Source organism: Mesorhizobium sp. M1142, from assembly GCF_040318565.1.
GTDB lineage: Bacteria > Pseudomonadota > Alphaproteobacteria > Rhizobiales > Rhizobiaceae > Mesorhizobium.
The window spans coordinates 122,854-147,691 of the sequence record NZ_JAMYMK010000001.1 but is presented as its reverse complement, the minus strand read 5'-3'; the positions used below and the strand labels follow the sequence as shown (position 1 = coordinate 147,691).

Genomic DNA, 24,838 nt, shown 5'->3' with positions numbered 1-24,838 from the left:
CGTTCCGTAAGCGGACCGAGGAAAGCTCTGTTGACGGGGACCTTAGCGCCCCTCTGGGAAAACGCGATGATGGACACTGATACTCCCGTAATCCGACGCCGCGGAGGACGCGCGTCGGTCGTAGCCGCCCGGGAAGCAGAGAAGAGGCCTCGCGTCTCGACGATCAAGTACGGCATTCGACCCGTGGAGGCCGTCACTGCTGAGCAGCTTGAGCGCCTTCACCAGGCTTCGTTGGCGATCTTGCGCGAGATCGGAATCGAATTCCGCGATGAGACAGCGATCCGGCAATGGAAGGAGGCGGGCGCCGACGTCCAAGGCCAACGTGTGCGCCTCGATGGCGAGATGCTGATGCATCTCATCTCCAAGGCGCCATCCCGTTTTGAGATGACATCTCGCGATCCGTCACAGCGTTTCGAGATCGCGCCAGACACAATGACCTTCGGCGCCATGCAAGGCGCGCCAAACGTCCGGGACCTTCAGGGTGTGCGACGCGCATCCACGATCGAGGATCTACGGGACATGAACCGGCTGACCCAGATGCTGCCGGGGTTCCATATCGCCGGCGGGTTCACCTGTGAGCCGACCGACATCGCTGTTCCATGGCGCCATCTGCACATCAACCATTCGAGCCTTGTGGAAACGAACATGCCCTTCTTCGGTCTGACGACCGGGAAACAGCGAGCCGAGGACTCGATCGCCATGGGGCAGATCGTCCACGGCAAGGCCTTTATGGATCAGAATGCGGTGATGCTCGGTCACGTATCGGGAAACTCGCCGCTGGTCTGGGATTCGACCATGCTGGAAGGGCTCCGCGCTTTCGTCGAGGCAAACCAAGTCGTCCTGCTGTCGCCTTTTGTGCTCGGCGCCGCAAACACCCCTGCTGACATCCCGGCCACAATCGCCCAGTTGAACGCCGAGGCACTCGCAGCCCTCGCCTACACCCAGTTGGTCAGGCCCGGCGCCAAAATGATCTATGGGCAATATTCAGTCTCGGTGTCGATGCGGAGCGGCGCCCCGATGTCCGGCATGCCCGAAGTCACGTTGATCAACGCCGTCATCGGCCAGATGGCAAGGCGGTATGGTTTGCCGTGGCGCACGACTGCATCCCAGTCGTCCGCCAAGACCTTTGATGCTCAGTCCGGATACGAGTCGGCGATCGCTTACATGTCGGGGGCGAGCGCAGGCGCGAACCTGATGATGCACGCGGGCGGCTGGGATGAGGCCGGCCTCGTATGCTGCATGGCGAAGTTTGTCGCCGATGCCGAACAGAACCTACTGATCGAAAAATACGCGCGGGGGATTTCGTTCGAGCATTTCGACGACGCTCTCGAGGCAGTGCGGCGCATCGGTCCCGGCGGCCACTATCTCGGAGATTCCTTCACGCTCAAGCGCTTCAAGGACGCATTCTTCGCGCCGGAGATCCTCGATTACCTCAGCTATGAGCAGTGGAAGGTCAAAGGCTCAAAGGACATGGCGCAGCGCTGCCGTGAGAAGGCGAAATCGATCGTCGCGAGCTACGAGCAGCCGCAGATGGATCCAGCCGTGCGCGAGGAACTCGATGCATTCGTGGCGCATCGCCAGGAGGAAATCTCGCCAAGCCTCGCCTAGGCATCCGCCCAATAACCCACGCGATCAATATCCGGGAACCACTAGCAAGGGAGAAGAAAATGGGACTGTTCAGAAGCAATGGGAATCACGTTCCGGCTGCCATCGAAAAAATGGCGAGCGACGTCAAAGCCGGACAAATGGACCGACGCGAGTTTCTCGCGCTTGCAAGCACGTTCGGCGCCTCGGCTGCGATGGCCTACGGCTTGATTGGCGTGGCATTGCCGCAGCCCGCACGCGCGGCCGAGCCGAAGAAGGGCGGGACTCTGCGCGTGTCCATGCCCGTCAAGGCGCAGAAAGACCCACGTACCTATGACTGGGTTGAGCTTGCCAACATTTCTCGGTGCTGGCTCGAACCGCTGGTTCGCTACACACATGAATTCACATTTGAACCTGTCCTGCTGGAAAGCTGGGAGGTCAATGAGGATGCCACCGAATATGTCTTCCATGTCCGGAAGGGCGTGACCTGGAACAATGGCGACGCTTTCGACGCCGATGACGTAGTCCTCAACATCACCCGCTGGTGCGAGAAGGGCGTCTCCGGCAATTCGATGGCCGCGCGCGTCGGGGGACTGATCGATACCAAGACCGGCAAGGCGAGAGATGGAGCGATCGTCAAGGTCGATGACCATACCGTCAAGCTCAAGCTGAGCGACCCGGACATCGCTATCATCGCGAATTTCACCGACTACCCTGGACTGATCGTCCATCGCAGTTTCGATGCCGGCGGCGCTGATCCGGTCGCAAAGCCGATCGGAACGGGCGCCTTCGAACTGGTATCCTACGCGGTCGGCAGCAAGGCTGAAGTCAAACGCCGGGAGAATGGCAAATGGTGGGGCGGCGAAGCTCTGCTGGATGGAGTGCAATTCATCGATTATGGCACCGACTTCCAGGCAACGGTGGCTGCCTTCGACTCCGGTGAGATCGATGTGAACATGGAGACACCGGCGGACTTCATCGACATCCTGGACAAGATGGACGTGGTCAAATCGGAGGTCGCCACGGCAACGACACTGGTGTGCCGCACCAACACGGCCAACAAACCCTATGACGACAAGAAGGTCCGCAATGCGCTGCAGATGGCGGTAGACAACAAAACCATCCTTCAACTCGGCTATGCAGGGCGCGGAACGGTCGGCGAAAACCATCACGTCGCCCCGATCCATCCGGAATATTTTGCATTGCCTAAGAAGAGCCGGGACGTCGATGGCGCGAAGAAACTCATTGCTGAATCCGGTCATGCCGAGTTCGAGCATGAACTGATTTCGATCGACGAAGACTGGCAGAAGAATACCGGTGACGCCATTGCGGCGCAGCTTCGAGAGGCCGGCATCAAGGTCAAGCGCACGGTGCTTCCGGGTTCGACTTTCTGGAACGACTGGGCGAAGTATCCCTATTCGCTGACCGTCTGGTACATGCGGCCGCTCGGGGTTCAGGTCCTGGCGCTGGCTTATCGCACTGGCGAGGCTTGGAATGAGACTGCTTACGCAAACGCCGACTTCGATGCCAAGCTCAAAAAGGCGTTCTCGGTCAGCGACGCCGCCAAGCGGAAGGAACTGATGAAGGACATCGAAGATGTGCTTCAGGATTCTGGGGTCATCATACAGCCGTTCTGGCAAAGCCTCTTTGGTCACATGAACAAAAAAGTTCAGAACTATGCAATCCACCAGACTTTCCAGATGGATTTGCAGAAAGTCTGGCTGGCAGCCTAGCAGACTCCCGAGGCTCCAACCGGAAGCCTGGTCGGTGCCCCATCGAGCATGGGGTACCGACCTCCTTTGAACTATGCGTGAGGCGACCCGACATGGCCGACGACGAGATCATCCTTTCCGAGCTTTCCGACGACGAGTTGGTGCAGCAGATGCACGACGACCTCTATGACGGGTTGAAGGAAGAGATCGAGGAAGGCACCAACATCCTGATCAAGCGTGGCTGGGTGCCGTACAATGTGCTGACCGAGGCGCTGGTCGAAGGCATGCGTATCGTCGGCGAGGATTTTCGCGACGGCATCTTGTTTGTTCCCGAGGTGCTGCTGTCGGCCAACGCCATGAAGGCCGGCATGTTCATCCTGCGTCCGCTGCTCGCCGCCACCGGCGCGCCCAAGCAGGGCAAGATGGTGATCGGCACCGTCAAGGGCGACATCCACGACATCGGCAAGAACCTGGTCGGCATGATGATGGAAGGCGCCGGCTTTGACGTCATCGACCTCGGCATCAACAATGCGGTCGAGAAATACATGGCAGCGATTGAAGAGCACCAGCCCGACATCATCGGCATGTCGGCACTGCTGACCACGACCATGCCCTACATGAAGGTCGTCATCGACACGATGAAGGAAAAGGGCATTCGCGACGACTATGTCGTGCTGGTTGGCGGCGCGCCGCTCAACGAGGAATTCGGCAAGGCCGTCGGCGCCGATGCCTATTGCCGCGATGCGGCCGTGGCAGTCGAAACCGCCAAGGACTTCATGAAGCGCAAGCACAACGTCCGCGGCTGATGGCGGCGGTATCCATCCTGCAAGACGCTGGTGCCAACGCCCGCTCGATGTTGATGACCGTCAACGAGGATGTATGACCTTATGAATGCGCCATTTTCAGCAGGAGACAGTTCGAGGATCGTGGGGTGGGATCCCAGCCGGCAGGTGATCGACACCCACGACGTGTACCGACTGGTCATTCTTGCACTTCCGGGATTTTCTCAGCTCGGCCTTTCTTCCTTCGTGGATCCGCTTCGCCTTGCCAATTCGATCTCCGGACGATCCGCCTTCGAGTGGACGATTGCGAGCCCGGATGGCCAGCCAGTCGAATGCGCCAGCGGGTTCATCCTTTCGGTCGGCGGTAATTTTGCCGGCACTGGAGAATGCATTCAGTCCGGCAGGGGACCAAGCATGGTCATCGTCTGCGCGGGCGAGCCGGTCCAAAAGCAGATGTCGACTTCCCTCACGAAGATTCTTCGGCTTTGCAAGCGGCAAGGGGTTCCAATCGCGGCGTTGGGTACCGCCACATGGCTGCTGGCGGAAAGCGGATTACTCGACGATACCGCTTGCACAATCCATTGGAACCAGAGGGCCGCCCTCTCGGAAAAGTTCGGCCGCCTCCAGGTTACCGACCAACTGTTCGTTCGCGATCCTCACCTCCTGACTTGCGCAGGAGAATTCGCGTCCTTCGACCTCGTTATGGAGGTGATCAGCGAGCGCCTTGGCAGAGACATCGCGTTGGCTGTCTGCCGACATACGACTGCCGGCCATTGGCGTCCCGCTTCAGATAGACAATCGACCGTCAATGCTGGTGAAACCGGCATCTGCAAGTCGCTTGCAGACGTCATTCAAATCATGGAGGAGCATATTGAGGATCCACTGCCGCTCCGCTACATCGCAAAATGCGTCGGCCGCTCCCAGCGTCAGATCGAACGGCTTTTCCAGCAGTCAACGACGTGGTCTCCCATGCGATTCTATCTGCATTTGAGACTTAGCCGCGCCAAGCGTCTCATTGAACAGACAGAGTTGCCCGTTGTCGAGATCGCAATCGCATGCGGTTTCGCGTCGGCCTCGCATTTTTCGAAATGCTTCCGCCAGGCCTTCGGCCTCAATCCAAGTGCTTGTCGAGGCTGATAGCGTACAAGTCCAGGATGAATGGACCGTATGCCGGGCAATATTTTCCGCCTTCAGCAGCGCGGAGTCCCGAGCGAAATCCGTCAACTCGGCAGTACACCGACACATCTTCAGCAGTAGGAATCATCAAGAATGTCCTCGTTTTCGGTCGCGAAGAACAAAATTGATCCGACGCGCCGGGCGACGGCGCTGAAGCCGGATGGAACCATAGACGAAAACGATCGGGTGGAGATCGGACCGACAGATGTCGCTTTCGCCGAGTGGGCAGCGCTAGGCCTCACTCCTCCAAACCTGGAACGGATGAGGAAAACCCGTCTAGACCGTATCGTGCAGCAACTGCGCCAACGGGATTACGCCGGCGTGCTGTGCTTCGATCCACTGAACATCCGATATGCAACTGACTCCTCGAACATGCATCTTTGGATCATGCACAATCCATCACGTGCTGTTTTTGTTTCAGCCGATGGATACGTTGTTCTTTGGGACTTCCATCGTTGCGGGCACCTTTCGGAGCATCTGCCATTGGTGAACGAGATTCGCGCGGGCGGTGCGGGCTTTTACTATTTCGTGTCTGGCGATCAAGAGGAAGCCGTTGCCAAGGATTTTGCAGGGCAAATTGATGAGCTGTTACGAACCCATGGAGGCAAGAACCGCCGACTTGCGGTCGACAAGATCGAGATCCCCGGCTTGCGCGCGCTGGACGCCGCCGGCATCGAAATCTGCAACGGTATGCAACTCATGGAGCATGCAAGGGCTGTAAAGGGTATCGACGAGATCAATGCCATGCGCTGCTCCCTGGCAACGTGCGAAATTGCGGTTGCGAAAATGCGCCAGCTTTTGCGACCAGGTATTGCAGAAACTGAATTGTGGTCAGTTCTCCATGCTGAAAACATTGCGCGCGGAGGTGAATGGATCGAGACACGAATACTCACTTCTGGCCCGAGGACAAATCCCTGGATGCAGGAAGCAGGACCGCGAAGGATAGCAGCAGGAGATCTGGTGGCCTTCGATACCGATATGGTGGGACCATACGGTATGTGCGCGGACTTTTCGCGAACCTGGTTTTGCGGTGATGGGCGCCCGAGCGATGAACAACGCAGACTCCACGCCATCGCTCTCGAGCACATTACGACCAACATGGAACTCTTGCAGCCGGGCATCTCATTCACTGAACTCACCCAGCGGGGCCATAAATTGCCGAAAGAATTCGTTGATCAGCGATACGGCATAATGATCCATGGCATCGGGCTGTGCGACGAATATCCTGCAATCTACTACCCTGAAGACTTTATTCCAGGAGCGTTTGACTATGCTCTTGAGCCTGGCATGACTTTGTGTGTCGAGGCTTACGTTGGTGCCGTTGGAGGCCGTGAAGGGGTAAAACTTGAAGAGCAGGTCCTGATAACAGAAGACGGCTATGAGAAGCTTACGAAGTGTCCTTTCGACGCTGCGTTGATGAGTTGAGCTGCGGCCATGAGCCGGGGAGGCCGGAGGCGGTTAATGCGGCTTTCTAGGCTCGGGATCGTGGCGAAATCGGGTCAAAACTTCCCATTCGCACATCGTGGCCGCCGACCACCTCATTTAGAATTCGTTCGAGCAGAGAAGGTCACAACGGGACAAAGGTGGTGACCTAACTTGAAATCGCTGACCTGAATTTGGTAGGCGGCTGGCCATAGGTCTCACGGAAGAGCCGCGAGAAATGCGATGCGTTCTCAAAACCGACCTCGACGGCGATCTCGATCATTGGAGCACGGGTCTGCATCAGGAGGTGCTTCGCCCGCTCCAGACGCACCCTTGTGTAAACAACAGCCGGAGAACTCTTTGTCTTCTCCATGAAGAGGCGCTCGAGTTGCCTTCGGGACAGTCCAACCAAGGCAGCCACCTTGGGAATGGAGATCGTATTCTCGATATGGTTCTCCATGATGATGAGCGCCGCCTTGAGCCGAGGATCCTGGCATTCAATGAAGGTCGGGCTGTGCGGCTGGATGTCGGACGGCGCGCGCGCCCTCTCGATCTGCAACACTTCGAGGGCGTTTCTCTCTGCCTCTCTACCGATATGACGTCTAACGATTGACGCCGCCATGTCCGCTGCGCTGCTGCCCCCGGCACATGATCCCCTGGCGCGATCAAGATTGAAAAGACGGTCCGACCTGACCTCGTGATCCGGGAAGCGTTCGCGGAAAGCGTGATAGTGGAGCCAGCTTACACAGGTTCGGTGGAACTTCATTAAGCCGGCCTCGGCCAGGATGAACGTCCCCGTACAGACCCCGATCAGTGGAACTTTGGCGGCGGCGGCTCTTTTGAGGTAGCTGACCGTCTCGCTATCGACTGGAAATTCACTGTTCAGCAGCCCGCCCACGACCACGATATAGTTGAACTCGGTCGGGTCCACGAAATCCGATGTCGGTGCGACCAGGACACCGCAACTGGAGGTGATCAGATTACGGGTGCTCGCTAGAAGCTGCCAATCCGCGAAAATCCTACCGGATTTGTCGGCCTCATCGCTGGCCAATCTGAGCGTGTCGACGAACAGCGCGAACGCAGAAAGAGTAAAGGAACGAGCCAGTACAAAGCCAATCTTCAATCGGCCGACCCCAAGCGCTTCTGGTGCTGATTTCATGACCGGCTGCCTATGTATCGTTGGCTAACAGCGCCATCGCGCCATTCGAAGCGAAGGCATCTTTCTTGCAGGCAAGGTCTGCCCGACACTGAACCGGGAGGCTCCGCAGTCTCTTCCGATCAACCATAGGATGCCATCGGAGAGCCAAAACATGATTCCTCCGGAACAACTCCCAGGCCTGGCCCGTTCGGAAGCCTGATATGTCCATCTTCGACGGACACACCGTTCTTCTCGTCATAATGGCCTTCGATGTATGGTGCCGCGATCCAGACGCCCTCGTTCAGGCGCGGACTGACGGTCGCACCGATTTGAACACAGGCGGCGGCGAGGATGTCACCGCCCCACGCATCGTCGCAGGTGTGCGGCATTGATCGTGCCTCGCAAATATCACGTACCGTCGCCATTGCATGCAGACCCCCAATGCGGGTCACCTTCATCCCGAAGCCGTCACATACCCCCTCTCCAATCGCACGGATCACAGTGGAAAGGTCCTCTGTGTTTTCGTCGAGATACACAGCGTGGTGTAGTTGATTGCGGATGGCCTTGATCTCTTCGAACGTATTGCAAGGCTGTTCCAGGACGAACGGAACATCGAGGCATTCGCGACTGAGCCGCAGCGTGTCGCGCGTCGTCAGGGACCGGTTGGCGTCGGCCGCAAGTAGGACGCTTCCCCCGACGCGCTCCCAGATCTTGCGCACCACGGCAATGTCGATCTCGACCGGTCGGCCACCGATCTTGATCTGGAGGCGCGGGTATCCTTCCGCAACACGCTCCGCCGCAATACGCGCAAGCTCATCGGGCTCGCCTATGCCCAACGCGTAATACGAAGGAACCCGTTCGGTCACGGCGCCGCCAAGAAGGTCGGCGACGCGCATGCCGAACTGCTTACCCAAAATGTCGTATGCCGCCATATCCACGGCGGCCTTCGCGTATCGGTGTCCGTTAAGGAGGCTGTCCATCCTGCGTCTTAGGACTACTGGCTGGAGAGGGTCTGCTCCAATCAGTCCTTGGGCCATCTCATCCAGTGCAGCGCGTGCACCTTTTGCATGATGCGGCTGATAGGTTGGGCCTACGGGGCAGGTTTCGCCCCAACCGATAAGGCCATTGTCGGTCACAATCCTGACGATCGTCGTATCAAGCGCGTATACCTTGCTGCCGCCCATTGTGTAGGGGCCGTTCTTGACTGGCAGATCATGCGCAAAGACGTGGACTTCCTTGATTTTCATGTTCGTTCCAACCCACAGGGCATGTTTTTCGCGAGGCCAAGCGTGCGAACGTCGAGTTAGGCGATCAGCCGAGCAAGGTCAGTGATTGCGGTATCACTATTCCTCACGAGCTCTCCACTCTTTCCAGCGGAAATAGAGGTTCGCGCCGATCTCGGCGAAAGGCGACGGCACGAGCTTCGGTGGTTCTGGTTCGGCCATGAAATGCGCGGCGATTTCCGAGGACCGGTTGAACAACAAGTCGGCGGCGGCGATCCCGGTTAGCGTACTGCGCACCGTTCCCAGGCCGTTGTCGCAGCAGGCCGAGAAGAGACCCGGCTCCAGTTCGCGCATCACAGAGACGCCGTTCCAAGTCAGGCACAGGTGCCCGGCCCAACTGTATTCCATCGGAACATCGGCGATGGCAGGAAAGCGGTCGGCGAATTTTCGCCGATGGACTTTTGCCGCTCGGGCGACCGCTGACTTTGTTGGCACCATCCCAGGCAGATAGCTGGCGCAGGTCCGGGTGACGATACGGTTTCCGCCCTGTGCGGCGTCGATGCGCCTCATCGTCGTACCCATCGGATCGGAAGGAGTAACGCCCCACCGAGGCTGCCCTCCCAACCTGGAAAGGACCTCAGCGTCGAGTTCGGCAGTCATTGAGGCGTAGAGAAAAACGTGCATGAGGCGCTTGCGGGCGAAGCCGAAGCTCTCAAGATGCCCATTATTGGCAAGAATGACCTTCGCCGCGGTGACATGGCCATTGGGCGTTGTAAGTATCCAATCTTGGTTCACTCTCGCGAGCTTCGAGACTGGCGATCTCTCGAACACGAACACGCCGTCGCGTCGAAGGCCTGTACCAAGCGACCGGATATAGCCCGCCGGCTGGATCATCACTGTTCCGGGCGTGTACAGGCCAGACGTGTAGTGGCGACTTCCCGTTACCTCTTGCATCGCCTTGGCGTCCAGCGTCTCGCTGACTTCGCCCAAGTTGGTGAGGTGTTGGGCGTAGCTTGCGTTGAGGTTGCGTGCGGTCTCGCTAGCTGCTCCGTTGATCTTGCCCGCTGGGTCGAAATAGGCGGGGTCGATTCCGTATTCTTCGACGCGCTCCTTGGCGAAAGAAATGGCCGCGCGATTCAGCGCGATCATTTTTTTGTCCTCCTCGACACCCTTTCCGGCATAATCATCGGACTGCAAGTCGTGAGGCAGGTCGATCATGAAGCCTGAGTTGCGGCCGGAAGCGCCTTCCGCGAGGCCGCTGGCCTCAAGAACTGCGATACGAAGGCTCGGGTCTTGCTGGCGCAGGCGTTTGGCGGCTGAAAGACCAGCAAAGCCGCCGCCCACTATGGCGACATCGACACGGAGAGCGCCTTCAAGGGGCGCGGAACAGGGTTGGGCCGGGAGGATGGCGTTCCAGGCTGCCGGCCCCTGTTGGACCGGCAGCCTTTCAGCCTTGTGGATAGTCACGCGACAGCCTCGTCTGCGTCATCGGTGAGATCAAGCCAGATGGTCTTGATTCTGGTGTACTGGTCGTGGGCGTGGATGCCGTTGTCGCGGCCGCCGAAGCCGGAAGACTTGAAGCCTCCGAAAGGCGTTGTGATGTCTCCCTCGCCGAAGCTGTTGACTGTCACGGTACCCGCCCGGATCGCTCTTGCTCCCCTTATGGCTCGTTTCGCGTTCGCTGTGTAGATCGACGCACACAGTCCGTACTCTGTGTCGTTCGCGAGCGTAATGGCTTCATCGAAGCTCTCGACAGTCAGCACCGTCAGGATCGGTCCGAAGATTTCTTCCCGCACGACCTTCGCGTCGCGGTCGCTGACGTCTAGGATCGTGGGTTCCACGAACCCACCCTTGGCCTTTCCGCCGAGAAGCACCTTCTGTCCCTTCTCGAGATAGGAGCAGACTTTTTCGAAGTGCGCCTTGGAAACCAGCGCACCCACCCGGTTCTCGGGATTGAGCGGATCGCCCATCGGCCACTCCCGGGCATGCGCGATCACCCGCTTGAGGAGTTCGTCCTTGATGCCGCGTTGAACGATGAGCCGCGACGAGGCAGAGCAGTTTTGCCCCATATTCCAGAACGCGCCGTTGACGATGTGGGCGGCAACGCGGTCGATATTCTCCGCGTCGTCCAGCACGACGGCCGGGTTCTTCCCGCCCATCTCCAGCGTCACTTCCTTGAGGTTCGAATCCGCTGAGTAGCGCGGAAAGCGCCTTCCAGTCTCCGTCGACCCCGTGAACGACACCATATCCACGTCCATGTGTCGCCCAAGCGGCTCCCCGACTTCGGAGCCACCGCCCGGCAGCACGTTGAAGACGCCGGAGGGGATGCCCGCCTCCATAGCCAGCTCGGCGACACGCAGCGCGGTCAAGGTCGTTTCCTTGGCCGGCTTGACGATGATCGAGTTGCCCGCGGCGAGTGCCGGTCCGATCTTCCAGGCCAGCATCAGCAGCGGGAAATTCCAGGGCAGGACCAAGCCCACGACACCGACCGGTTCGCGCACGATCATTGCAATGTGGTTGTCGGAGGCAGGCGCCACCTGATCGTAGACCTTGTCGATCAGTTCCGCATGCCAGGCGAGGCAGTGGATGGTTTCAGGAACGTCGACGTTCTCGCAGTCATAGATTGTCTTGCCGCTGTCGAGGCTTTCCAGAACCGCCAGTTCGTGAGCGTTGCGCTTCATGAGCCTGGTGAGACGAATAAGCACGTCCTTACGCGCCGACGGATGAAGGCGCGACCACCGACCGTCCTCGAATGCGTCACGCGCCTTTTGTACGGCAAAGTCGACGTCGCCTGGACCACAGGAGGCAACCTTTGCCAGCACCTTGCCCGTGGCCGGATTGGTCGTTTCGAACGTTTTGCCCGAGATTGCCGGTCTGAAGCTCCCGTCGATGAAGGCCTGTGTCGGAAACTCCAACTTGGCGGCAATCGCCACATATTCCTCGTGTGTCAGAAGATTGCCCATGCTCATGCCTCCGCTTCAATGTCCGCAATCGTGCGCTTCAGAACCCGCACAACCTGTTCCAGTTGGCGCATATCGTCCTTGTTCAATCCCTTAAGCGGTGGCCGTGGGGGGCCGGCATGGAACCCGCCCATTTCGCAGCCGTGCTTGATGCATTGAATGAATTTCCCCCCCTGCTCCAGCACGCGCATCAAAGGCATCAGGGCAGACATGATACGACGCCCCTTGGTGAAATTGCCCTCGACCGCGCATGCGCGGTAAAGCGCGAGATGTTCCTTCGGCAGGAAGTTTGAGCCTCCGCAAACCCAGCTGCGCGCTCCCCATGCAAAGAACTCCAGGGCCTGGTCGTCCATTCCGCAGGACATCTGGATGTGCGGGTAATCGCGGGCGAGCAGATGCACCCGGTTGATGTCGCCGGAACTCTCCTTGATGGCGCAGAAATTGCGGCTACGGGCGACGCGGTTGAGGAAATCCTCGCCCATGTTGATCCCCATGCGGCCCGGGTAGTTGTAGAGCATGATCGGGAGGTCCGCCGCCCGGTCGATCGCCAAGGCATTCAGGGCGTTTTCGCGCTCCGTGGGCACAGAATAGGGCGGCGATCCGACGAGAATGGCCGAAGCGCCGATCTTGGCCGCCGTCTCGGCCATCAGGATCGAGTCCGGCAGACGGATAGCGACTGTGCCTATGGTGAGAGACACGCGATCGCCAATGACTTCTTTGGCGAACTTCGTCATTTCGACGCGTTCGTCCATCGACTGCGCATAGTATTCGCCCGTCGACCCGCCGATGATGATGCCGTGCACACCTGACGCTATCAGGTGCTCGACAATTTTGACGAACGCCTCGCGATCGATTGAACCGTCGGCACGATGTGGCGTGATGACGGGAGTGTATATCCCTTCGAATTTCATCAAATTCTCCTTAACCTATACTGTCAGGCACCCGTCCCAGCGGAACGAAAAAACTTGCCGGCGAAACGAAGCTTTCGATCTGAGCGCGGGACAACTCCCAATGCGCTATCGATAGCTCGGCGCAGCCTTCTGCATCTCCCGCGTCGATAAGCTCAATGAACTGATCGTGCTGCTGAGCGGCGGTCGCCCGTTGGGCGGCCAGGTCGGCGTTTCGCGGGCTGTAGAAGGTCATCCCGATGCGCGTATGATCGATTAGCAATCGCTTCAGGCTGGGCATCAGAAACTCGTTGTCCGCCATCTCACCCATGATCGAGTGGAAGCGCTCATTGGTCAGCGCGCGTTGCTCGGTGTCACCATCCCGGATGGCGGCGCGAAACAGAAGCTGCGTGTCCTTCAGCCGCATGATCTGTGGCTGGGTCGCATTTTGGGCAGCCAGCCGGCCGATTGCCGCATAGACCATCGGCGCCGCGATGAAAAAGTTCCGTAGCGTCTTGTGAGTCATCGGGACGACCTGGGCGCCGCGATTCTCGTGGAGAACAACGTAGCCTTCTCCGGCAAGTTGCCGGAGCATTTCGCGCACCGGAGGACGAGACATGCCATACGACTCGGCGATCTCGGTCTCGTCGAGATAGCTCCCTGGCTCCAGATTCTCCGTCAGAATCCGGCGGCGCAAGTCCTCCAAGCAATTGCTTTTGTTTCGTTTAGCCTCACCGGACATGGATGATCCTCACAAGGGGTTTCGTCCTGCGATCTAGCATCACAATCTTTGTAGCGCGTCATAATACATATTGTCTATTCAGAAAATTTGTGTTGTAAGAAAAAAAACGACATAAGGGAACAGCGAATGGGTACCCAGGGTGAAGAGCCCGTCATTCGATGCGATGGCGTCTGGAAGGTATTCGGTTCCAAGGCCAAGGAGGCGATCCGCGCCGTGAAGGCTGGAGAGCTGAACAAAGCTCAAATCCGCGACAAGCTCGACTGCGTCGTTGGGGTCAGTGACGCCACCTTCAGCGTCGGCCGCGGTGAAATATTCTGCATCATGGGGCTGTCGGGGTCAGGGAAGTCGACTCTGATCCGACACATCAACCGACTGATTGAGCCTACCGACGGTGCGATTTATATCGAGGGCCGAAACGTCAGTGCCATGAGCGCGAAGGAACTGCGTCAGATCCGCGCCGAAACCATCGGCATGGTTTTCCAGAACATGGCCTTGATGCCCCACCGCAACGTCCGGGACAACGTAGCGTTCGCTTTGGAGGTGAGAGGCATCGCTGAAGACAAGCGCCGTCAGGTTGCCCGGCAGGCTATCGAGGCGGTGGAGCTCACCGGATGGGACCTCAAATACCCTGACGAGCTCTCTGGCGGCATGCAGCAGCGCGTGGGCTTGGCGCGCGCCATAGCGGCCAACCCGTCGATCCTGCTGATGGACGAACCGTTTTCCGCGCTCGATCCGCTTATCCGCCACCAGTTGCAGGGCACCTTCATGGAGCTCTCCGCCGACCTCCATAAGACCACCGTGTTTATCACGCATGATCTGGCCGAGGCGATCCGCATCGGCGACCGCATCGCCATCATGAAGGACGGCGTTCTGGTGCAGATCGGAACGCCGGAGGAAATCGTCACAAACCCGGTGGACGAATACGTCGCGCAATTCGTCGGCGGCATCTCCAAACTCGATCTTGTCACCGCCGCCAAGGTGATGCTGCCACTTGAGCAGTACCGACACACGAACGGCTCGGCCGATACCACGAACTGGCCAGTCGCCCGGCCCGACGACAAGCTCAATACGTTGGTAAATCTGTCTATCGGAACTGCCCATCCCATCCTGGTGAGAGACGGCGACGTCGTTGCCGGCGTCGTGACCAAGGACGCTTTGTTGCGGGGCATTCAAGGCCGGGACCACTCCGGCCCGGCTAAACGGGAGATCAATTGATGGCCGACGAAAAGACCTTCAACTGGCTAAATCCGTTCGAGAGCGTCGATCTGAAAATCGCTGATCACTCCGACGGCATAAAGCAGTGGGCGATCGACAACCGCGAAGCAATACAGCCCTTCAAAATCTTCCTCGATGGCGTGATTCAAAGCATCGAACGAGCTTTTCTGGCGGTCCCGCCGCTCGTCATGCTCGCTATCATCGTGTTGATCGCCTGGCAGGCCGCGGGCCGCCGGACCGCCATCTACGTCGCGGTCGCCCTGACTGTCCTGGGGTTTCTCTCGCCCGAAGCATGGTCACTGGCGATGACGACGCTGGCCATTGTGATGGGTGCGGTGATCCTCTGCGTGATCATCGGGCTTCCTCTGGGAATCCTTGCCGGCAAGAGCAATCGTTTCGAAGCTGTCCTTCGGCCTCTCCTGGACACGATGCAGACCATTCCAGCGTTCGTCTACCTGGTTCCCGTCGTCATGCTTATCGGAATTGGCAATGTCTCGGGCGTCCTGGTCACGGTCATATTCGCGCTCGCTCCGTTGATAAGGCTCACTTCGCTCGGCATCCGCACGGTCAATCCAAGCGTCGTCGAAGCCGCCCGCGCGTTCGGTGCCTCACCGTCACAGATCATGTTCAAGGTCGAGCTGCCGATGGCCACGCCGACCATTTTCGCGGGCCTCAATCAGACCATCATGCTGTCGCTGTCGATGGTGGTCATCGCGTCGATGATCTCGGTCCGCGGCCTTGGCAACGAAGTGCTGCGCGCCATGGGACGACTCGATGCCGGAAAAGCCATCGTCGGCGGGCTTGGGATCGTGATCCTGGCGATAGTCCTCGACCGCATAACCCAGGGTCTGAATCAGTCGAGGCGCGAGAGAGGCCATCGCCACTGGTGGCAGAGCGGGCCTGTCGGGCTGATCGCCAACCTGTTCCACAAGCATGCCTGACGAGAACCAATTTCACATGCAACAAGGGAGAAAGCGCATGAAACTCGTATCTGTGACTACAGCGATCGTCCTATCGCTTACCGCAAGTCCGCTCTTTGCCAAGGACAAGCCAGGCGAAGGCGTTACCGTACGACCTGTGATACAGCCCGCGATCGAGGAAATGTTCCAAGCTCGGATCGTCTTCCGTGCGCTCCAGGACCTCGGCTACACCGTTGCCGAACCGCAGGAGGTCATCGCCCAGACCGCGCATCTGGCGGTTGGCACGGGTGACGCCGATTTCTTCACCGATAGTTGGGATCAGCTGCATGAAGCGTTCTTCAAAGAAGCGGGTGGACCGGAGAAGATAAGCAAAGTGGGCACCTTGGTCGAAGGCGCCCTCCAAGGCTATCTGGTCGACAAGAAGAGCTACGACGCCGGGGTCAAGAACCTGGGCGACCTCAAAGACCCCAAGATCGCTGCGATGTTCGACGAGGATGGCGATGGCAAGGCCGATCTCGCCGGCTGCGTGCCCGGCTGGGGATGCGAACGCGTGATCGAGCATCAATTGACCGAGTACAAGCTGCGTGACACGGTCACGCACAACCAGGGCGAATACAACGCGATCATCGCTGATACGATCGCACGTGCCAAGAATGGCAAGCCCGTCCTCTACTACACCTGGACACCCTACTGGGTCTCGGGCGCGCTGGTTCCAGGCAAGGACGTGGAATGGCTTAGCGTGCCTTACACCTCCCTGCCGGATGGTGCCAAAGCGAACACCGAGTTCGATGGCAAGAATCTCGGCTTCGCGGTGGACAGCCTGCGGATTGTTGCTCGCAACGATTTCCTCAAGGCCAACCCGGCGGCGGCTAAGCTGTTTGAACTCGCCAAGATCGACATCAAAGACATCTCGGCCGAGAACAAATTGATCGCCGACGGCGAAAAGAATTCCGCCGACATCGACAAGCATGTCGACACCTGGATCGCGGCCCACCGCGATGCCTACGACGGCTGGCTCAAAGCGGCCCGCGAAACGGTGAAATGATTATCCACTGCGGGGCGCTCCAGGCAGCGCCCCGCAACCCATTTTCTGCCCCTTCGCCTGCGGCCATGGGCACGATCTCGCCGCAGCAACGCAACAGCCGCTCGACGCCGCCACGTCATGGAAGGGCACATCGAGCGCGGGGTTGCGATCCGGCGCACGTTCACCGGCCTGGAATGTCTTCCAGGCGGTTGGAGCGATTATCGGGCTTGCAGGACCAATAGGTCACTCCGGCATGCGGGACATCGCATTGTTCAAAGGCCCTTATCGAGAGCATTTCGGCAACACGCCCGGCGGCCAAGACTAACCCAATTGAAACTGAGCAGGAATGAACCGATGAGTTGTTTCAGGGGAAAGACCGCCCTGGTGACAGGTGCCGCCGGCGGCATCGGAGCGGCGATCGTCAAACAGCTGCGAGCTGAAGGCGCCAGGGTCGCCGTCGCAGATCGCGACGTGGCGGGCGTGGACGCTGAGGCACATCTGCCGGGCGACCTGCTTGATGCAAGCTATGCGGACAGTTTGGCCGCGGCCGCATTTGCGGCGCTGGGCGGCCTGGACATTTTGGTCAACAACGCGGGCGTGATCACGCGGGGCTCGGTAGCCAACACAACGGACGCCGACTGGGCCCTGTCGCTCGGCGTGAATGTAGAGGCCCCGTTTCGTGTGTGCCGGGGCGCCATTCCTATCATGGCGGATCGGGGTGGCGGCGCGATCGTCAACGTGTCGTCATGCTGGGGCGTTCGGCCGGGTCCGAACCACGCCGTATACTGCATGACGAAGGCTGCCATTGCCTCTTTGACCCAGTGCATGGGCATGGACCACGCGCATCAGAACATTCGGGTCAATGCCGTGTGCCCCAACGAGGTCAACACGCCTATGCTTCGAACTGGCTTTATCAAACGCGGCTTCGATCCGGACACGGCGGTTGCCGAATTGGGAAAGACCGTTCCGATTGGCCGGATTGCGGAGCCGGAGGATATCGCCGCGGTAGTCCTGTTTCTTGCCTCTGACTCCGCCCGCTACATGTGCGGCTCGCTGGTTGAGGTCAATGGTGGAAAGCCGGTGGGATGAACAGGTTCGCAGGCAAAGTCGCCCTCGTCACGGGCGGTCGCACCGGCATCGGTCTGGCCATTGCACGTAGGTTGCGAGACGAGGGCGCGCGCGTATTCACGGCACAACGTAGCGAGGACCGGGAGTTCGAAGGGATAGCCGTTGATTTCACAGACCCATTTGCCGCGTCCGGCGCTGTGCAGTCAGTTGCCGGCAATGCCGGACGGCTCGACATCCTGATAAACAACGCGGGCATGATGCAGGAAGCACTCGTGGAGGACATGAGCCTCGAGGACTGGCAGCGGTCGATAACTGTAAATCTGACAACACCATTTGCGATGATCAAGGCAGCACTTCCGCATCTGCGAGCGGTTGGCGGGACGATCGTCAACATCGGCTCGATCGAGGGGCTCGGCTCCAACCCGAGACACGCTGCCTATTGCGCTTCCAAGGCTGGAATTCACGGTCTGACCCGCGCGGTTGCGATCGACCACAGTGCCGAAGGTGTGCGATGCAATGCCGTTGCACCAGGGTGGATCGACACCGATCTGAACGTTGAGTTCATCGAAAGCATGCCCGATCCGGCAGGGTTCCGCCGCGATATCGGCAAAATTCATCCAGTGGGACGCACCGGTAAGCCCGAAGAGGTCGCCAGTCTGGTGGCTTGGTTGGCATCGGACGAATCGTCGTTCGTGACTGGTCAGGTCTGGACCATCGACGGCGGTCGAATGGCGAAGCTTAGTCTACCACAATAGACAGTCACCCGGCCCGAACTCGCGCCCGCCGCCCTCTGCAGGATTTTAACCGCTTAACGACAACAGGCATGAACAGAGAGGCCGCGAAATGTCCCCTTCAACCCGCATTCCAATAACCATGTCCGGCGTGGTGCTGACCGGACATGGCGGCTTCGACAAGCTGCAATTCAAAACCGACCTCCCGGTTCCACAACCGGGAACGGGCGAGGTTCTCATAAAGGTGGCTGCGGCTGCGATCAACAACACCGACATCAATACCCGGATCGGCTGGTATTCCAAGGGAGTGAGGAGCGGCACTTCCGAAGGCGGCTCCTCCGGATTTGAGTCGTCGGAGGATGACGACGCGAGTTGGACGGGGATGGCATTGTCCTTCCCGCGCATACAGGGCGCTGATTGCTGTGGCCACATCGTATCTGTTGGAGTGGGTGTCGATGAAGGGCGGATCGGCGAACGCGTCATCGTGCGGAATTTGCTTCGCACCTATGTGGACTACCGACCTTGGGAATGCTGGACATTTGGATCCGAATGCGACGGCGCATTCGCGCAATTCGCGAAAGCGCCATCGCGTGAGACGTTCAAGGTCGACTGCGGCTGGAGCGAGGTCGAATTGGCTACTGTGCCCTGTGCCTATTCGACCGCCGAAGGCATGTTGCATCGGGCAGACGTGAAGGCCGGCGAGACTGTGCTTATCACCGGTGCATCCGGCGGCGTCGGGTCCGCTGCCGTCCAATTGGCAAAACGGCGAGGGGCCATCGTCATCGCGGTTGCAGGCCAGAGAAAGGCCGCCACGGTACGCCAATTGGGTGCTGATCGCGTGGTGTCGCGTGAAGAGAGCCTCGTCGACGCCATAGGAAAGGACTCGATCGATGTTGTCATCGACGTCGCGGCAGGTCCGCAATTTCCGCAGCTGCTGGACGCATTGCGACGTGGCGGACGATATGCCGTTGCCGGTGCCATTGCCGGACCGATTGTCGAGCTTGATGTGCGCACGCTCTATCTCAAGGATCTGAGCTTCTTTGGCTGTACGTTCCAGGAGGACATCGTCTTCGAAAACCTCGTGTCTTACATCGAGGGCGGCGAAATAAAGCCGCACATCGGCAAGACCTATTCCTTGGAAGAGATCGTCCAGGCGCAGGAGGATTTCCTGTCCAAGACAATCAGCGGCAAGCTGGTCCTCGTCATACCCGAGTGAAAGCGGCGAAAATGCACGACCTCAAGATTCAGAAAATCGACGTCTTCCAAGTCGACCTCCCTTATTCTGGCGGCGTCTACCTCCTTTCGGGTGGTCGAGAGTACCGTACCTTCGATGCGACGATCGTCCGTGTGATCACGAACACCGGGATAGAGGGATGGGGCGAAAGCACCCCGTTCGGTGCAACCTATATTGCATCCCATGCTCTTGGCACCCGAGCAGGAATCGCCGAGATCGCGCCTTCATTGCTGGGCCGCGATCCTCGTCAGGTCGACCGTATCAATGACGCGATGGATTTCGCTTTGATAGGCCACAACCATGCCAAAACGGCACTCGACGTCGCGTGCTGGGATATTTTTGGCAAATCGGTCGGGCTGCCAGTTTGCGAACTCCTAGGAGGGGGAACAGGAAAGCCCCTACCGATGATTTCATCGATCTATGCCGGCGATCCCGAAGAGATGCGTCGCCGCACGGCGGACCACCGTGCGAGGGGATACCTTGGACACTCTGTCAAGATCGGAGCCTTGGACAGCGAGGGAGGACCGGCGCTTGATGCCGAACGTATCGCAGCATGCCTGGCCGACAAGAAACCAGGCGAGTTTTTCATTGTTGATGCCAATGGCGGTCTCCTTCCAGAAACTGCCCTGAGGATGCTGCAGCTGCTCCCGCAAGGTATGGACTTCGTCCTGGAGGCTCCGTGCGCGACCATCCGTGAAACCATGTCGCTGCGTAAGCGCTGCCCCTACCCCATCGTGCTCGACGAACTCGCTCAGCTCGATGAAGATATTGCCTTCATCATAGCCAACGATTTGGCCGATGGCATCGGACTAAAGATCTCGAAAGCCGGTGGCCTGACTCACGGCCGGCGCCATCGCGACATCTGTCGTGCCGCAGGCCTCACCATGAGTGTTCAGGAAACCGCTGGCTCTACCATCGCCTTTGCTGCAATCGTTCACCTTGGCGCAACCGTACCCACGCGACTCTTGCGCTGCGTGTTGAAAAGCGACGATATGGTCACGGCAAAAACAGCCAAGTTCAACGCTCACTTTGGCGACGGAGGGGTCATCCCGCCGGATCTCCCCGGGCTCGGAATCGAAGTGGATCACGCTGTTCTCGGCGAGCCTATTATGACTTGGGGCGATTAGGTTGATCAGCAGTCTCGCGCGCTGGCTTAAGTGTGGCTCTGCGTAGCCAGGGGCGCCGCCGTCTTCTTTGCTAGAGCTCCACGCCGATGAGTTCAACCATCAGGGTCTAGACTGAACTATCCCAAGCCTGGGCCGACCCATGCCGGCACCATTGTCCGGCACTGCTGTGGCGAAAGACCGTTGATGATACGAAAGCATTTGGCAAAATGCGATGCTGAGATAAACCCGCAGGCTACAGCAATATCTATGATGGGCATACGTGTGCCTTCGAGCAGGCGCTTGGCTTGGTCGACCCTGACCCTGAGGTAGTGACGGGCCGGCGGCTGACCTATGTGGATCGCGAACAGGCGTTCAAGCTGCCGGCGGGAGATCCCAACCCGGCCCGCAACGTCACCCATCGACAGCGCAGTCTCCACATTCTCTTCCATAATGCGCATGGCCATCGCCAGCTTGTCGCTGACACCCGCAAACGCCAGACCTGATGGACCCGTCTGGCGGTTCGAACCGGAGCGTTGGCCCTCTACCGTGGCATGACGACAGACTTCCTGAGCGACGTAGGCGCCCGCGTGACCCGCAACAAGATCCACCGCGAGATCGAACGCCGCCAATTCACCGGCGCAGGTTGAATATTGGCCATCCCTGACGAACAGGGAATCACGGATGCGCGGCTTGTGAAAAACCTCGGAGAAAGCCGCGAGCCGTGACCAATGGATAGTGCAACGGCTCTCCGCGAGAAGGCCCGTCTGGGCGAGAAGCCACGTCGCCGTGCCCACCGCCGATATCGGTATCCCGCGCCTCGCCAGTAGCCGCAGGAACGCGTTCAGGTGAGGCGTCATCTGCTTTTCAACAGGTTCGCCCGCTACGACGACGAACTGGTTCAGCCTGCAATCGTAGGACCCGTCCGCGGCCAATTCCTCGACTGTCACGTCCACTGGAATCGAAAGTCCATTGGCGCCCACGACCGCTTGGCCGTCGGTCCCCGCAATCCGCCAGCGGAACAGTGGAAGCCGGGAAACTGCGTTGGCTATACGCAAGGGCTCGATATAGGCGTGAAGCGCCAGATGCGAAAATCCTGGCAGCACGAGCACGGCAATGTCATGCGCCTTGCCCGGCACCTGAAACGCAGCTTCAAGGCGGACGGGGCTGCTGACTTCGGGGACGCGGGCCGGAGCATTCATCATCAACCATAGCTCGCTACCGGGGCGCCAAAGGCGCCGGCTTCGGGCTTCACTCCGAGGCCCGCTCCCTGCGGCACGGCAATATGACCATTTTCTATGACAACGGGGTTCGTATTGTCGTAGTGCCCATCGATATATTCTTGCGCGATCCAGGTGCCTTCAAAGCGACGTGGCTCAACCGTAGAAGCAAGATGTACGCACGCGGCTGCGATAATGTCGCCGCCCCATGCGTCGTCGCAGGTGTGCGGCAGCGACCGGATGGAACACATATCGCGGGCGACCGCCATTTTGGTCAAACCGCCCAGACGCGTAACTTTGAAACCAAATCCATCGGCAATGCCCGACGATATGGCCCGCAATACTGCATTAAGGTCTTCGGTGTTCTCGTCGAGATAAATGGGATGGGTAAACCTGCCCCGGAGAGTGGCGTTCTCTTCCATGCTGTTGCAGGGCTGCTCGAACACGCACGGGATGTTTTGGCAAAGGCGATCCAATTGAAGCGCAGATGCTACGGACATGCCACGATTGCCGTCCACAACGATGCTTGCCTTGAGGCCCACAGTCTCCCAGACCTTATGCACCGTTGCTGCGTCCTTCTCTAGGTCGCGACCACCAATCTTGACCTGGATACGCGGGTAGCCCGCTCTGACCTTGTCGGCCGCGATACGCGCGGATTCGTCCGGAGCGCCCACAATCAGCGAGTAGTAAGACGGCACGCGGTCTGTAAGTGCTCCGCCCAGCAGCATCGACACCGGCACGCCAAGACGCTGGCCGATGAGGTCGAGGAACGCTATGTCGAGCGCCGCCTTGGCGTAGTTGTGCCCGTTGAGCCTTTCATCCATCCGCTTGGAGAGATGACGTATCGACTGGGTCGACTCTCCAATCAGGCCTGGCGCGATTTCAGCTAACGCCGCCCGAGCTCCCAGCGCGTGATGGGGTTGATAGACTGGACCGACTGGGCAGGTTTCGCCCCATCCTGTAATGCCGTCATCCGTCACAACCTCGACAAGGGTGCTGTCCAACGAGTGGACTTCGGTGCTCGCCATCTTATAGGCGCCACCCTTGGTTGGAAGCTGGGTCGAATAGACGTTGATCCTGTTGATGCGCATGACAACGCTCAATAATCGTCGTTGAGCGCGTCAACCGCCGGGATCTCGCGCGAGCGTCGATCGATATAGGCGCGCAGTTCTTCATCTTTGGCCTGATCCAGCGTGGGCTCCTGGTACTCTCCCAAAAGGTGCTTCGCATGGTCGAGCGCCCTTTGCTTTATGTCCTTGGAGCCGTCGACCTTCCATTGCTCGATCGAATTGTTATCGAAGAGCTTTGGTATGAAAAATGCACGTTCGAAGTTGGCCTGGGTATGCGGATGGCCGAGATAGTGGCCACCGGGTCCGACGTCACGGATGGCGGCCAAGGCCTCGTCGAAATCTTCCCACTGGATACCTTGGGTCATGCGATAACCCATGGCACAAACCTCGGCATCGACCACGAACTTGGCGATGGAACAATGCATCCCGGCTTCGTTCCAGCCCGCCGAGTGCCAGATGTAGTTGGCGCCGGACATCAGCACCGCCATCATTGTCATGGCGCTTTCGTAGCCGGCCTGAGCATCGAAAATCTTGGCACCGCCGAGCAGGTTCGATGTGCGCCACGGCACGTTGTAGCGTCGCGCCATCTGACCGATCATGAAGTTCATCAGCGATATCTCGGGCGTTCCAGCCATTGGGGCGCCGGACTGCATGGAGACCGTCGACAGGTAATGCCCGTAGATGGCCGGACAGCCCTTGCGGATCACTTGGGTGTAGGCGAGTGCGGAGAGTGCCTCGGCATTTAGCTGCGCCACCGCAGCCGCCGTCGACGCAGGCGTGTTTGCGCCGCCCAGCACGAAGGGCGAGCACAGCACCGGCTGGTTGCGCCGGCAGAACGCCCGCATGGCGCCGAGCATGACCTGGTCCCACACGAGCGGAGAATTGCCGTTGCAATTTCCGGTAGTGACCGCATGCGTTTCCATGAAGCCTTTGCCAAAGAGAATCTCGCACATATCGAGCACGTCCTCGGCATTCTTGGGCGAGGTGGTCATGCCCATGAAGATCTTGTCGGAATGCTTCATCGACGAGTAGGTGATGTGCAGATGTCGGTGCGCAACGACGATATCCATCGGCTCGACGATATGGTGCGCCGATGAATGCAGCGCCGGCATCATGTGCGCCAGCTTATGGAAGGTCCCCAGGTCCGCAATGGTCGGGCCGCGACGCACGTCGTCAAGATCGCGCATGTATGGCGCGCCGGTCATCGGCACGAAGATCGAATTCGGGCCGCCCAGCTGTACGTTTTTTGCCGGGTTGCGTGCGAAATACTCAATGTCGGGGGGGATGGTTTTGATCAGATCCATCACCAACGCGCGATCCAGATAGACTCGCTCACCGCGAACGTCGGCGCCTGCTCTCTTCCAGTCCTCAAGAGCAATCGGATCGCGGAATACCACGCCGACCTCTTCCAGGATCGCCAGCGACGCTTCGTGAATGCGTTCTACCTGCTCTGCATCCATGGGCTCGATTACAGGTAGCCCGCGCTTGAGTGTCGGCAGCATCTCCACCTTGGGCGCGGTCCGAATAATTCGGCGGGCGTCGCGTCCTCCCCTTCGCGAGATTTGCGCTTCAATGGTCATGCGGGCCTCCAAAAAGAACACGCGAGCCGCAGCCGGACCGCGCGCGA

At 59.1% G+C, this 24,838-nt stretch carries 21 protein-coding genes; 12 read left to right on the top strand and 9 right to left on the bottom strand.

What is annotated here, in order from left to right; all coding sequences use genetic code 11:
- Positions 1 to 66 precede the first annotated feature (66 nt).
- The 5 genes from NKH42_RS00715 (at position 67) to dddP (ending at position 6,679) form a co-directional block, all read left to right on the top strand.
- Complete coding sequence (locus tag NKH42_RS00715; RefSeq protein ID WP_352565139.1) at positions 67 to 1,608, top strand: trimethylamine methyltransferase family protein; 1,542 nt, start codon at positions 67 to 69, stop codon at positions 1,606 to 1,608.
- A gap of 59 nt (positions 1,609 to 1,667) precedes the next feature.
- Positions 1,668 to 3,317 (top strand): ABC transporter substrate-binding protein, encoded by a 1,650-nt coding sequence (locus tag NKH42_RS00710; protein ID WP_352565138.1) that lies wholly within the window; start codon positions 1,668 to 1,670, stop codon positions 3,315 to 3,317.
- A 92-nt stretch (positions 3,318 to 3,409) separates the two neighbouring features.
- Positions 3,410 to 4,102, top strand: coding sequence for a cobalamin B12-binding domain-containing protein (locus tag NKH42_RS00705; RefSeq protein WP_352565136.1), 693 nt, complete (start codon positions 3,410 to 3,412; stop codon positions 4,100 to 4,102).
- A gap of 144 nt (positions 4,103 to 4,246) precedes the next feature.
- Positions 4,247 to 5,215 (top strand): GlxA family transcriptional regulator, encoded by a 969-nt coding sequence (locus tag NKH42_RS00700; protein ID WP_352753908.1) that lies wholly within the window; start codon positions 4,247 to 4,249, stop codon positions 5,213 to 5,215.
- 132 nt (positions 5,216 to 5,347) lie between these two features.
- The gene (gene dddP, locus NKH42_RS00695; RefSeq protein ID WP_352565132.1) at positions 5,348 to 6,679 is read left to right on the top strand and encodes a dimethylsulfonioproprionate lyase DddP; all 1,332 of its coding nucleotides are present in this window, start codon (positions 5,348 to 5,350) and stop codon (positions 6,677 to 6,679) included.
- 166 nt (positions 6,680 to 6,845) lie between these two features.
- Here the strand turns inward: dddP and NKH42_RS00690 are convergent, their stop codons facing one another.
- From NKH42_RS00690 to NKH42_RS00665, 6 genes are all read right to left on the bottom strand, one after another.
- The gene (locus NKH42_RS00690) at positions 6,846 to 7,835 is read right to left on the bottom strand and encodes a GlxA family transcriptional regulator (protein WP_352755675.1); all 990 of its coding nucleotides are present in this window, start codon (positions 7,833 to 7,835) and stop codon (positions 6,846 to 6,848) included.
- 119 nt (positions 7,836 to 7,954) lie between these two features.
- Positions 7,955 to 9,061: a mandelate racemase/muconate lactonizing enzyme family protein gene (locus NKH42_RS00685; protein ID WP_352973710.1), complete on the bottom strand. Its 1,107-nt coding sequence runs from the start codon at positions 9,059 to 9,061 to the stop codon at positions 7,955 to 7,957.
- 96 nt (positions 9,062 to 9,157) lie between these two features.
- Entirely contained in the window at positions 9,158 to 10,504 is a 1,347-nt protein-coding gene (locus NKH42_RS00680; RefSeq protein ID WP_352565128.1) for an NAD(P)/FAD-dependent oxidoreductase, read from the bottom strand.
- On the bottom strand, positions 10,501 to 12,000 hold the full coding sequence (locus NKH42_RS00675; RefSeq protein ID WP_352565127.1) for an aldehyde dehydrogenase: 1,500 nt from the start codon (positions 11,998 to 12,000) through the stop codon (positions 10,501 to 10,503). Before NKH42_RS00675 ends, NKH42_RS00680 begins: the two co-directional genes overlap by 4 nt.
- A gap of 2 nt (positions 12,001 to 12,002) precedes the next feature.
- A complete protein-coding gene (locus NKH42_RS00670) occupies positions 12,003 to 12,908 on the bottom strand; it encodes a dihydrodipicolinate synthase family protein (protein ID WP_352571809.1) in 906 nt (301 codons plus the stop codon).
- Between the two features lie 10 nt (positions 12,909 to 12,918).
- Positions 12,919 to 13,626, bottom strand: coding sequence for a GntR family transcriptional regulator (locus tag NKH42_RS00665; protein WP_352565123.1), 708 nt, complete (start codon positions 13,624 to 13,626; stop codon positions 12,919 to 12,921).
- 126 nt (positions 13,627 to 13,752) lie between these two features.
- On the opposite strand from NKH42_RS00665, the gene NKH42_RS00660 reads away from it, so the two are divergent.
- From NKH42_RS00660 to NKH42_RS00630, 7 genes are all read left to right on the top strand, one after another.
- Positions 13,753 to 14,841, top strand: a complete 1,089-nt coding sequence (locus NKH42_RS00660; protein ID WP_352565121.1) for a quaternary amine ABC transporter ATP-binding protein — start codon at positions 13,753 to 13,755, stop codon at positions 14,839 to 14,841.
- Positions 14,841 to 15,782: an ABC transporter permease gene (locus tag NKH42_RS00655; protein ID WP_352565120.1), complete on the top strand. Its 942-nt coding sequence runs from the start codon at positions 14,841 to 14,843 to the stop codon at positions 15,780 to 15,782. The genes NKH42_RS00660 and NKH42_RS00655 overlap by 1 nt, the downstream gene beginning before the upstream one ends.
- Positions 15,775 to 16,806: a glycine betaine/L-proline ABC transporter substrate-binding protein ProX gene (gene proX / locus NKH42_RS00650; protein ID WP_352571811.1), complete on the top strand. Its 1,032-nt coding sequence runs from the start codon at positions 15,775 to 15,777 to the stop codon at positions 16,804 to 16,806. Before NKH42_RS00655 ends, proX begins: the two co-directional genes overlap by 8 nt.
- Before the next feature lie 333 nt (positions 16,807 to 17,139).
- Positions 17,140 to 17,874 carry an SDR family NAD(P)-dependent oxidoreductase gene (locus tag NKH42_RS00645; RefSeq protein ID WP_352565116.1) on the top strand — a complete coding sequence of 245 codons (735 nt, stop codon included), beginning with the start codon at positions 17,140 to 17,142 and terminating at the stop codon, positions 17,872 to 17,874.
- On the top strand, positions 17,871 to 18,608 hold the full coding sequence (locus NKH42_RS00640; protein ID WP_352565114.1) for an SDR family NAD(P)-dependent oxidoreductase: 738 nt from the start codon (positions 17,871 to 17,873) through the stop codon (positions 18,606 to 18,608). Before NKH42_RS00645 ends, NKH42_RS00640 begins: the two co-directional genes overlap by 4 nt.
- An 88-nt stretch (positions 18,609 to 18,696) precedes the next feature.
- A complete protein-coding gene (locus NKH42_RS00635) occupies positions 18,697 to 19,800 on the top strand; it encodes an alcohol dehydrogenase family protein (RefSeq protein ID WP_352973707.1) in 1,104 nt (367 codons plus the stop codon).
- An 11-nt stretch (positions 19,801 to 19,811) separates the two neighbouring features.
- Positions 19,812 to 20,945 (top strand): mandelate racemase/muconate lactonizing enzyme family protein, encoded by a 1,134-nt coding sequence (locus NKH42_RS00630; RefSeq protein WP_352755679.1) that lies wholly within the window; start codon positions 19,812 to 19,814, stop codon positions 20,943 to 20,945.
- 116 nt (positions 20,946 to 21,061) lie between these two features.
- On the opposite strand, the gene NKH42_RS00625 is transcribed toward NKH42_RS00630, so the two are convergent.
- The 3 genes from NKH42_RS00625 to NKH42_RS00615 are packed head-to-tail and all read right to left on the bottom strand — an operon-like array spanning position 21,062 to position 24,791.
- Complete coding sequence (locus NKH42_RS00625; protein WP_352565109.1) at positions 21,062 to 22,126, bottom strand: GlxA family transcriptional regulator; 1,065 nt, start codon at positions 22,124 to 22,126, stop codon at positions 21,062 to 21,064.
- The gene (locus NKH42_RS00620) at positions 22,126 to 23,232 is read right to left on the bottom strand and encodes a mandelate racemase/muconate lactonizing enzyme family protein (RefSeq protein WP_352565107.1); all 1,107 of its coding nucleotides are present in this window, start codon (positions 23,230 to 23,232) and stop codon (positions 22,126 to 22,128) included. Before NKH42_RS00620 ends, NKH42_RS00625 begins: the two co-directional genes overlap by 1 nt.
- An 8-nt stretch (positions 23,233 to 23,240) precedes the next feature.
- A complete protein-coding gene (locus NKH42_RS00615; protein ID WP_352565105.1) occupies positions 23,241 to 24,791 on the bottom strand; it encodes a trimethylamine methyltransferase family protein in 1,551 nt (516 codons plus the stop codon).
- Between the last annotated feature and the right edge of the window lie 47 nt (positions 24,792 to 24,838).

What these genes read in the sequence shown, in the direction of transcription:
- NKH42_RS00685 (WP_352973710.1), bottom strand. Translation starts at nt 9,061, where the DNA reads ATGAAAATCAAGGAAGTCCACGTCTTTGCGCATGATCTGCCAGTCAAG.
- NKH42_RS00670 (WP_352571809.1), bottom strand. Translation starts at nt 12,908, where the DNA reads ATGAAATTCGAAGGGATATACACTCCCGTCATCACGCCACATCGTGCC.
- NKH42_RS00675 (WP_352565127.1), bottom strand. Translation starts at nt 12,000, where the DNA reads ATGGGCAATCTTCTGACACACGAGGAATATGTGGCGATTGCCGCCAAG.
- proX (WP_352571811.1), top strand. Translation starts at nt 15,775, where the DNA reads ATGCCTGACGAGAACCAATTTCACATGCAACAAGGGAGAAAGCGCATG.
- NKH42_RS00620 (WP_352565107.1), bottom strand. Translation starts at nt 23,232, where the DNA reads ATGCGCATCAACAGGATCAACGTCTATTCGACCCAGCTTCCAACCAAG.
- NKH42_RS00625 (WP_352565109.1), bottom strand. Translation starts at nt 22,126, where the DNA reads ATGATGAATGCTCCGGCCCGCGTCCCCGAAGTCAGCAGCCCCGTCCGC.
- NKH42_RS00665 (WP_352565123.1), bottom strand. Translation starts at nt 13,626, where the DNA reads ATGTCCGGTGAGGCTAAACGAAACAAAAGCAATTGCTTGGAGGACTTG.
- NKH42_RS00615 (WP_352565105.1), bottom strand. Translation starts at nt 24,791, where the DNA reads ATGACCATTGAAGCGCAAATCTCGCGAAGGGGAGGACGCGACGCCCGC.
- NKH42_RS00630 (WP_352755679.1), top strand. Translation starts at nt 19,812, where the DNA reads ATGCACGACCTCAAGATTCAGAAAATCGACGTCTTCCAAGTCGACCTC.
- NKH42_RS00655 (WP_352565120.1), top strand. Translation starts at nt 14,841, where the DNA reads ATGGCCGACGAAAAGACCTTCAACTGGCTAAATCCGTTCGAGAGCGTC.
- NKH42_RS00640 (WP_352565114.1), top strand. Translation starts at nt 17,871, where the DNA reads ATGAACAGGTTCGCAGGCAAAGTCGCCCTCGTCACGGGCGGTCGCACC.
- NKH42_RS00710 (WP_352565138.1), top strand. Translation starts at nt 1,668, where the DNA reads ATGGGACTGTTCAGAAGCAATGGGAATCACGTTCCGGCTGCCATCGAA.
- NKH42_RS00635 (WP_352973707.1), top strand. Translation starts at nt 18,697, where the DNA reads ATGTCCCCTTCAACCCGCATTCCAATAACCATGTCCGGCGTGGTGCTG.
- NKH42_RS00690 (WP_352755675.1), bottom strand. Translation starts at nt 7,835, where the DNA reads ATGAAATCAGCACCAGAAGCGCTTGGGGTCGGCCGATTGAAGATTGGC.
- dddP (WP_352565132.1), top strand. Translation starts at nt 5,348, where the DNA reads ATGTCCTCGTTTTCGGTCGCGAAGAACAAAATTGATCCGACGCGCCGG.
- NKH42_RS00660 (WP_352565121.1), top strand. Translation starts at nt 13,753, where the DNA reads ATGGGTACCCAGGGTGAAGAGCCCGTCATTCGATGCGATGGCGTCTGG.
- NKH42_RS00645 (WP_352565116.1), top strand. Translation starts at nt 17,140, where the DNA reads ATGAGTTGTTTCAGGGGAAAGACCGCCCTGGTGACAGGTGCCGCCGGC.
- NKH42_RS00715 (WP_352565139.1), top strand. Translation starts at nt 67, where the DNA reads ATGATGGACACTGATACTCCCGTAATCCGACGCCGCGGAGGACGCGCG.
- NKH42_RS00705 (WP_352565136.1), top strand. Translation starts at nt 3,410, where the DNA reads ATGGCCGACGACGAGATCATCCTTTCCGAGCTTTCCGACGACGAGTTG.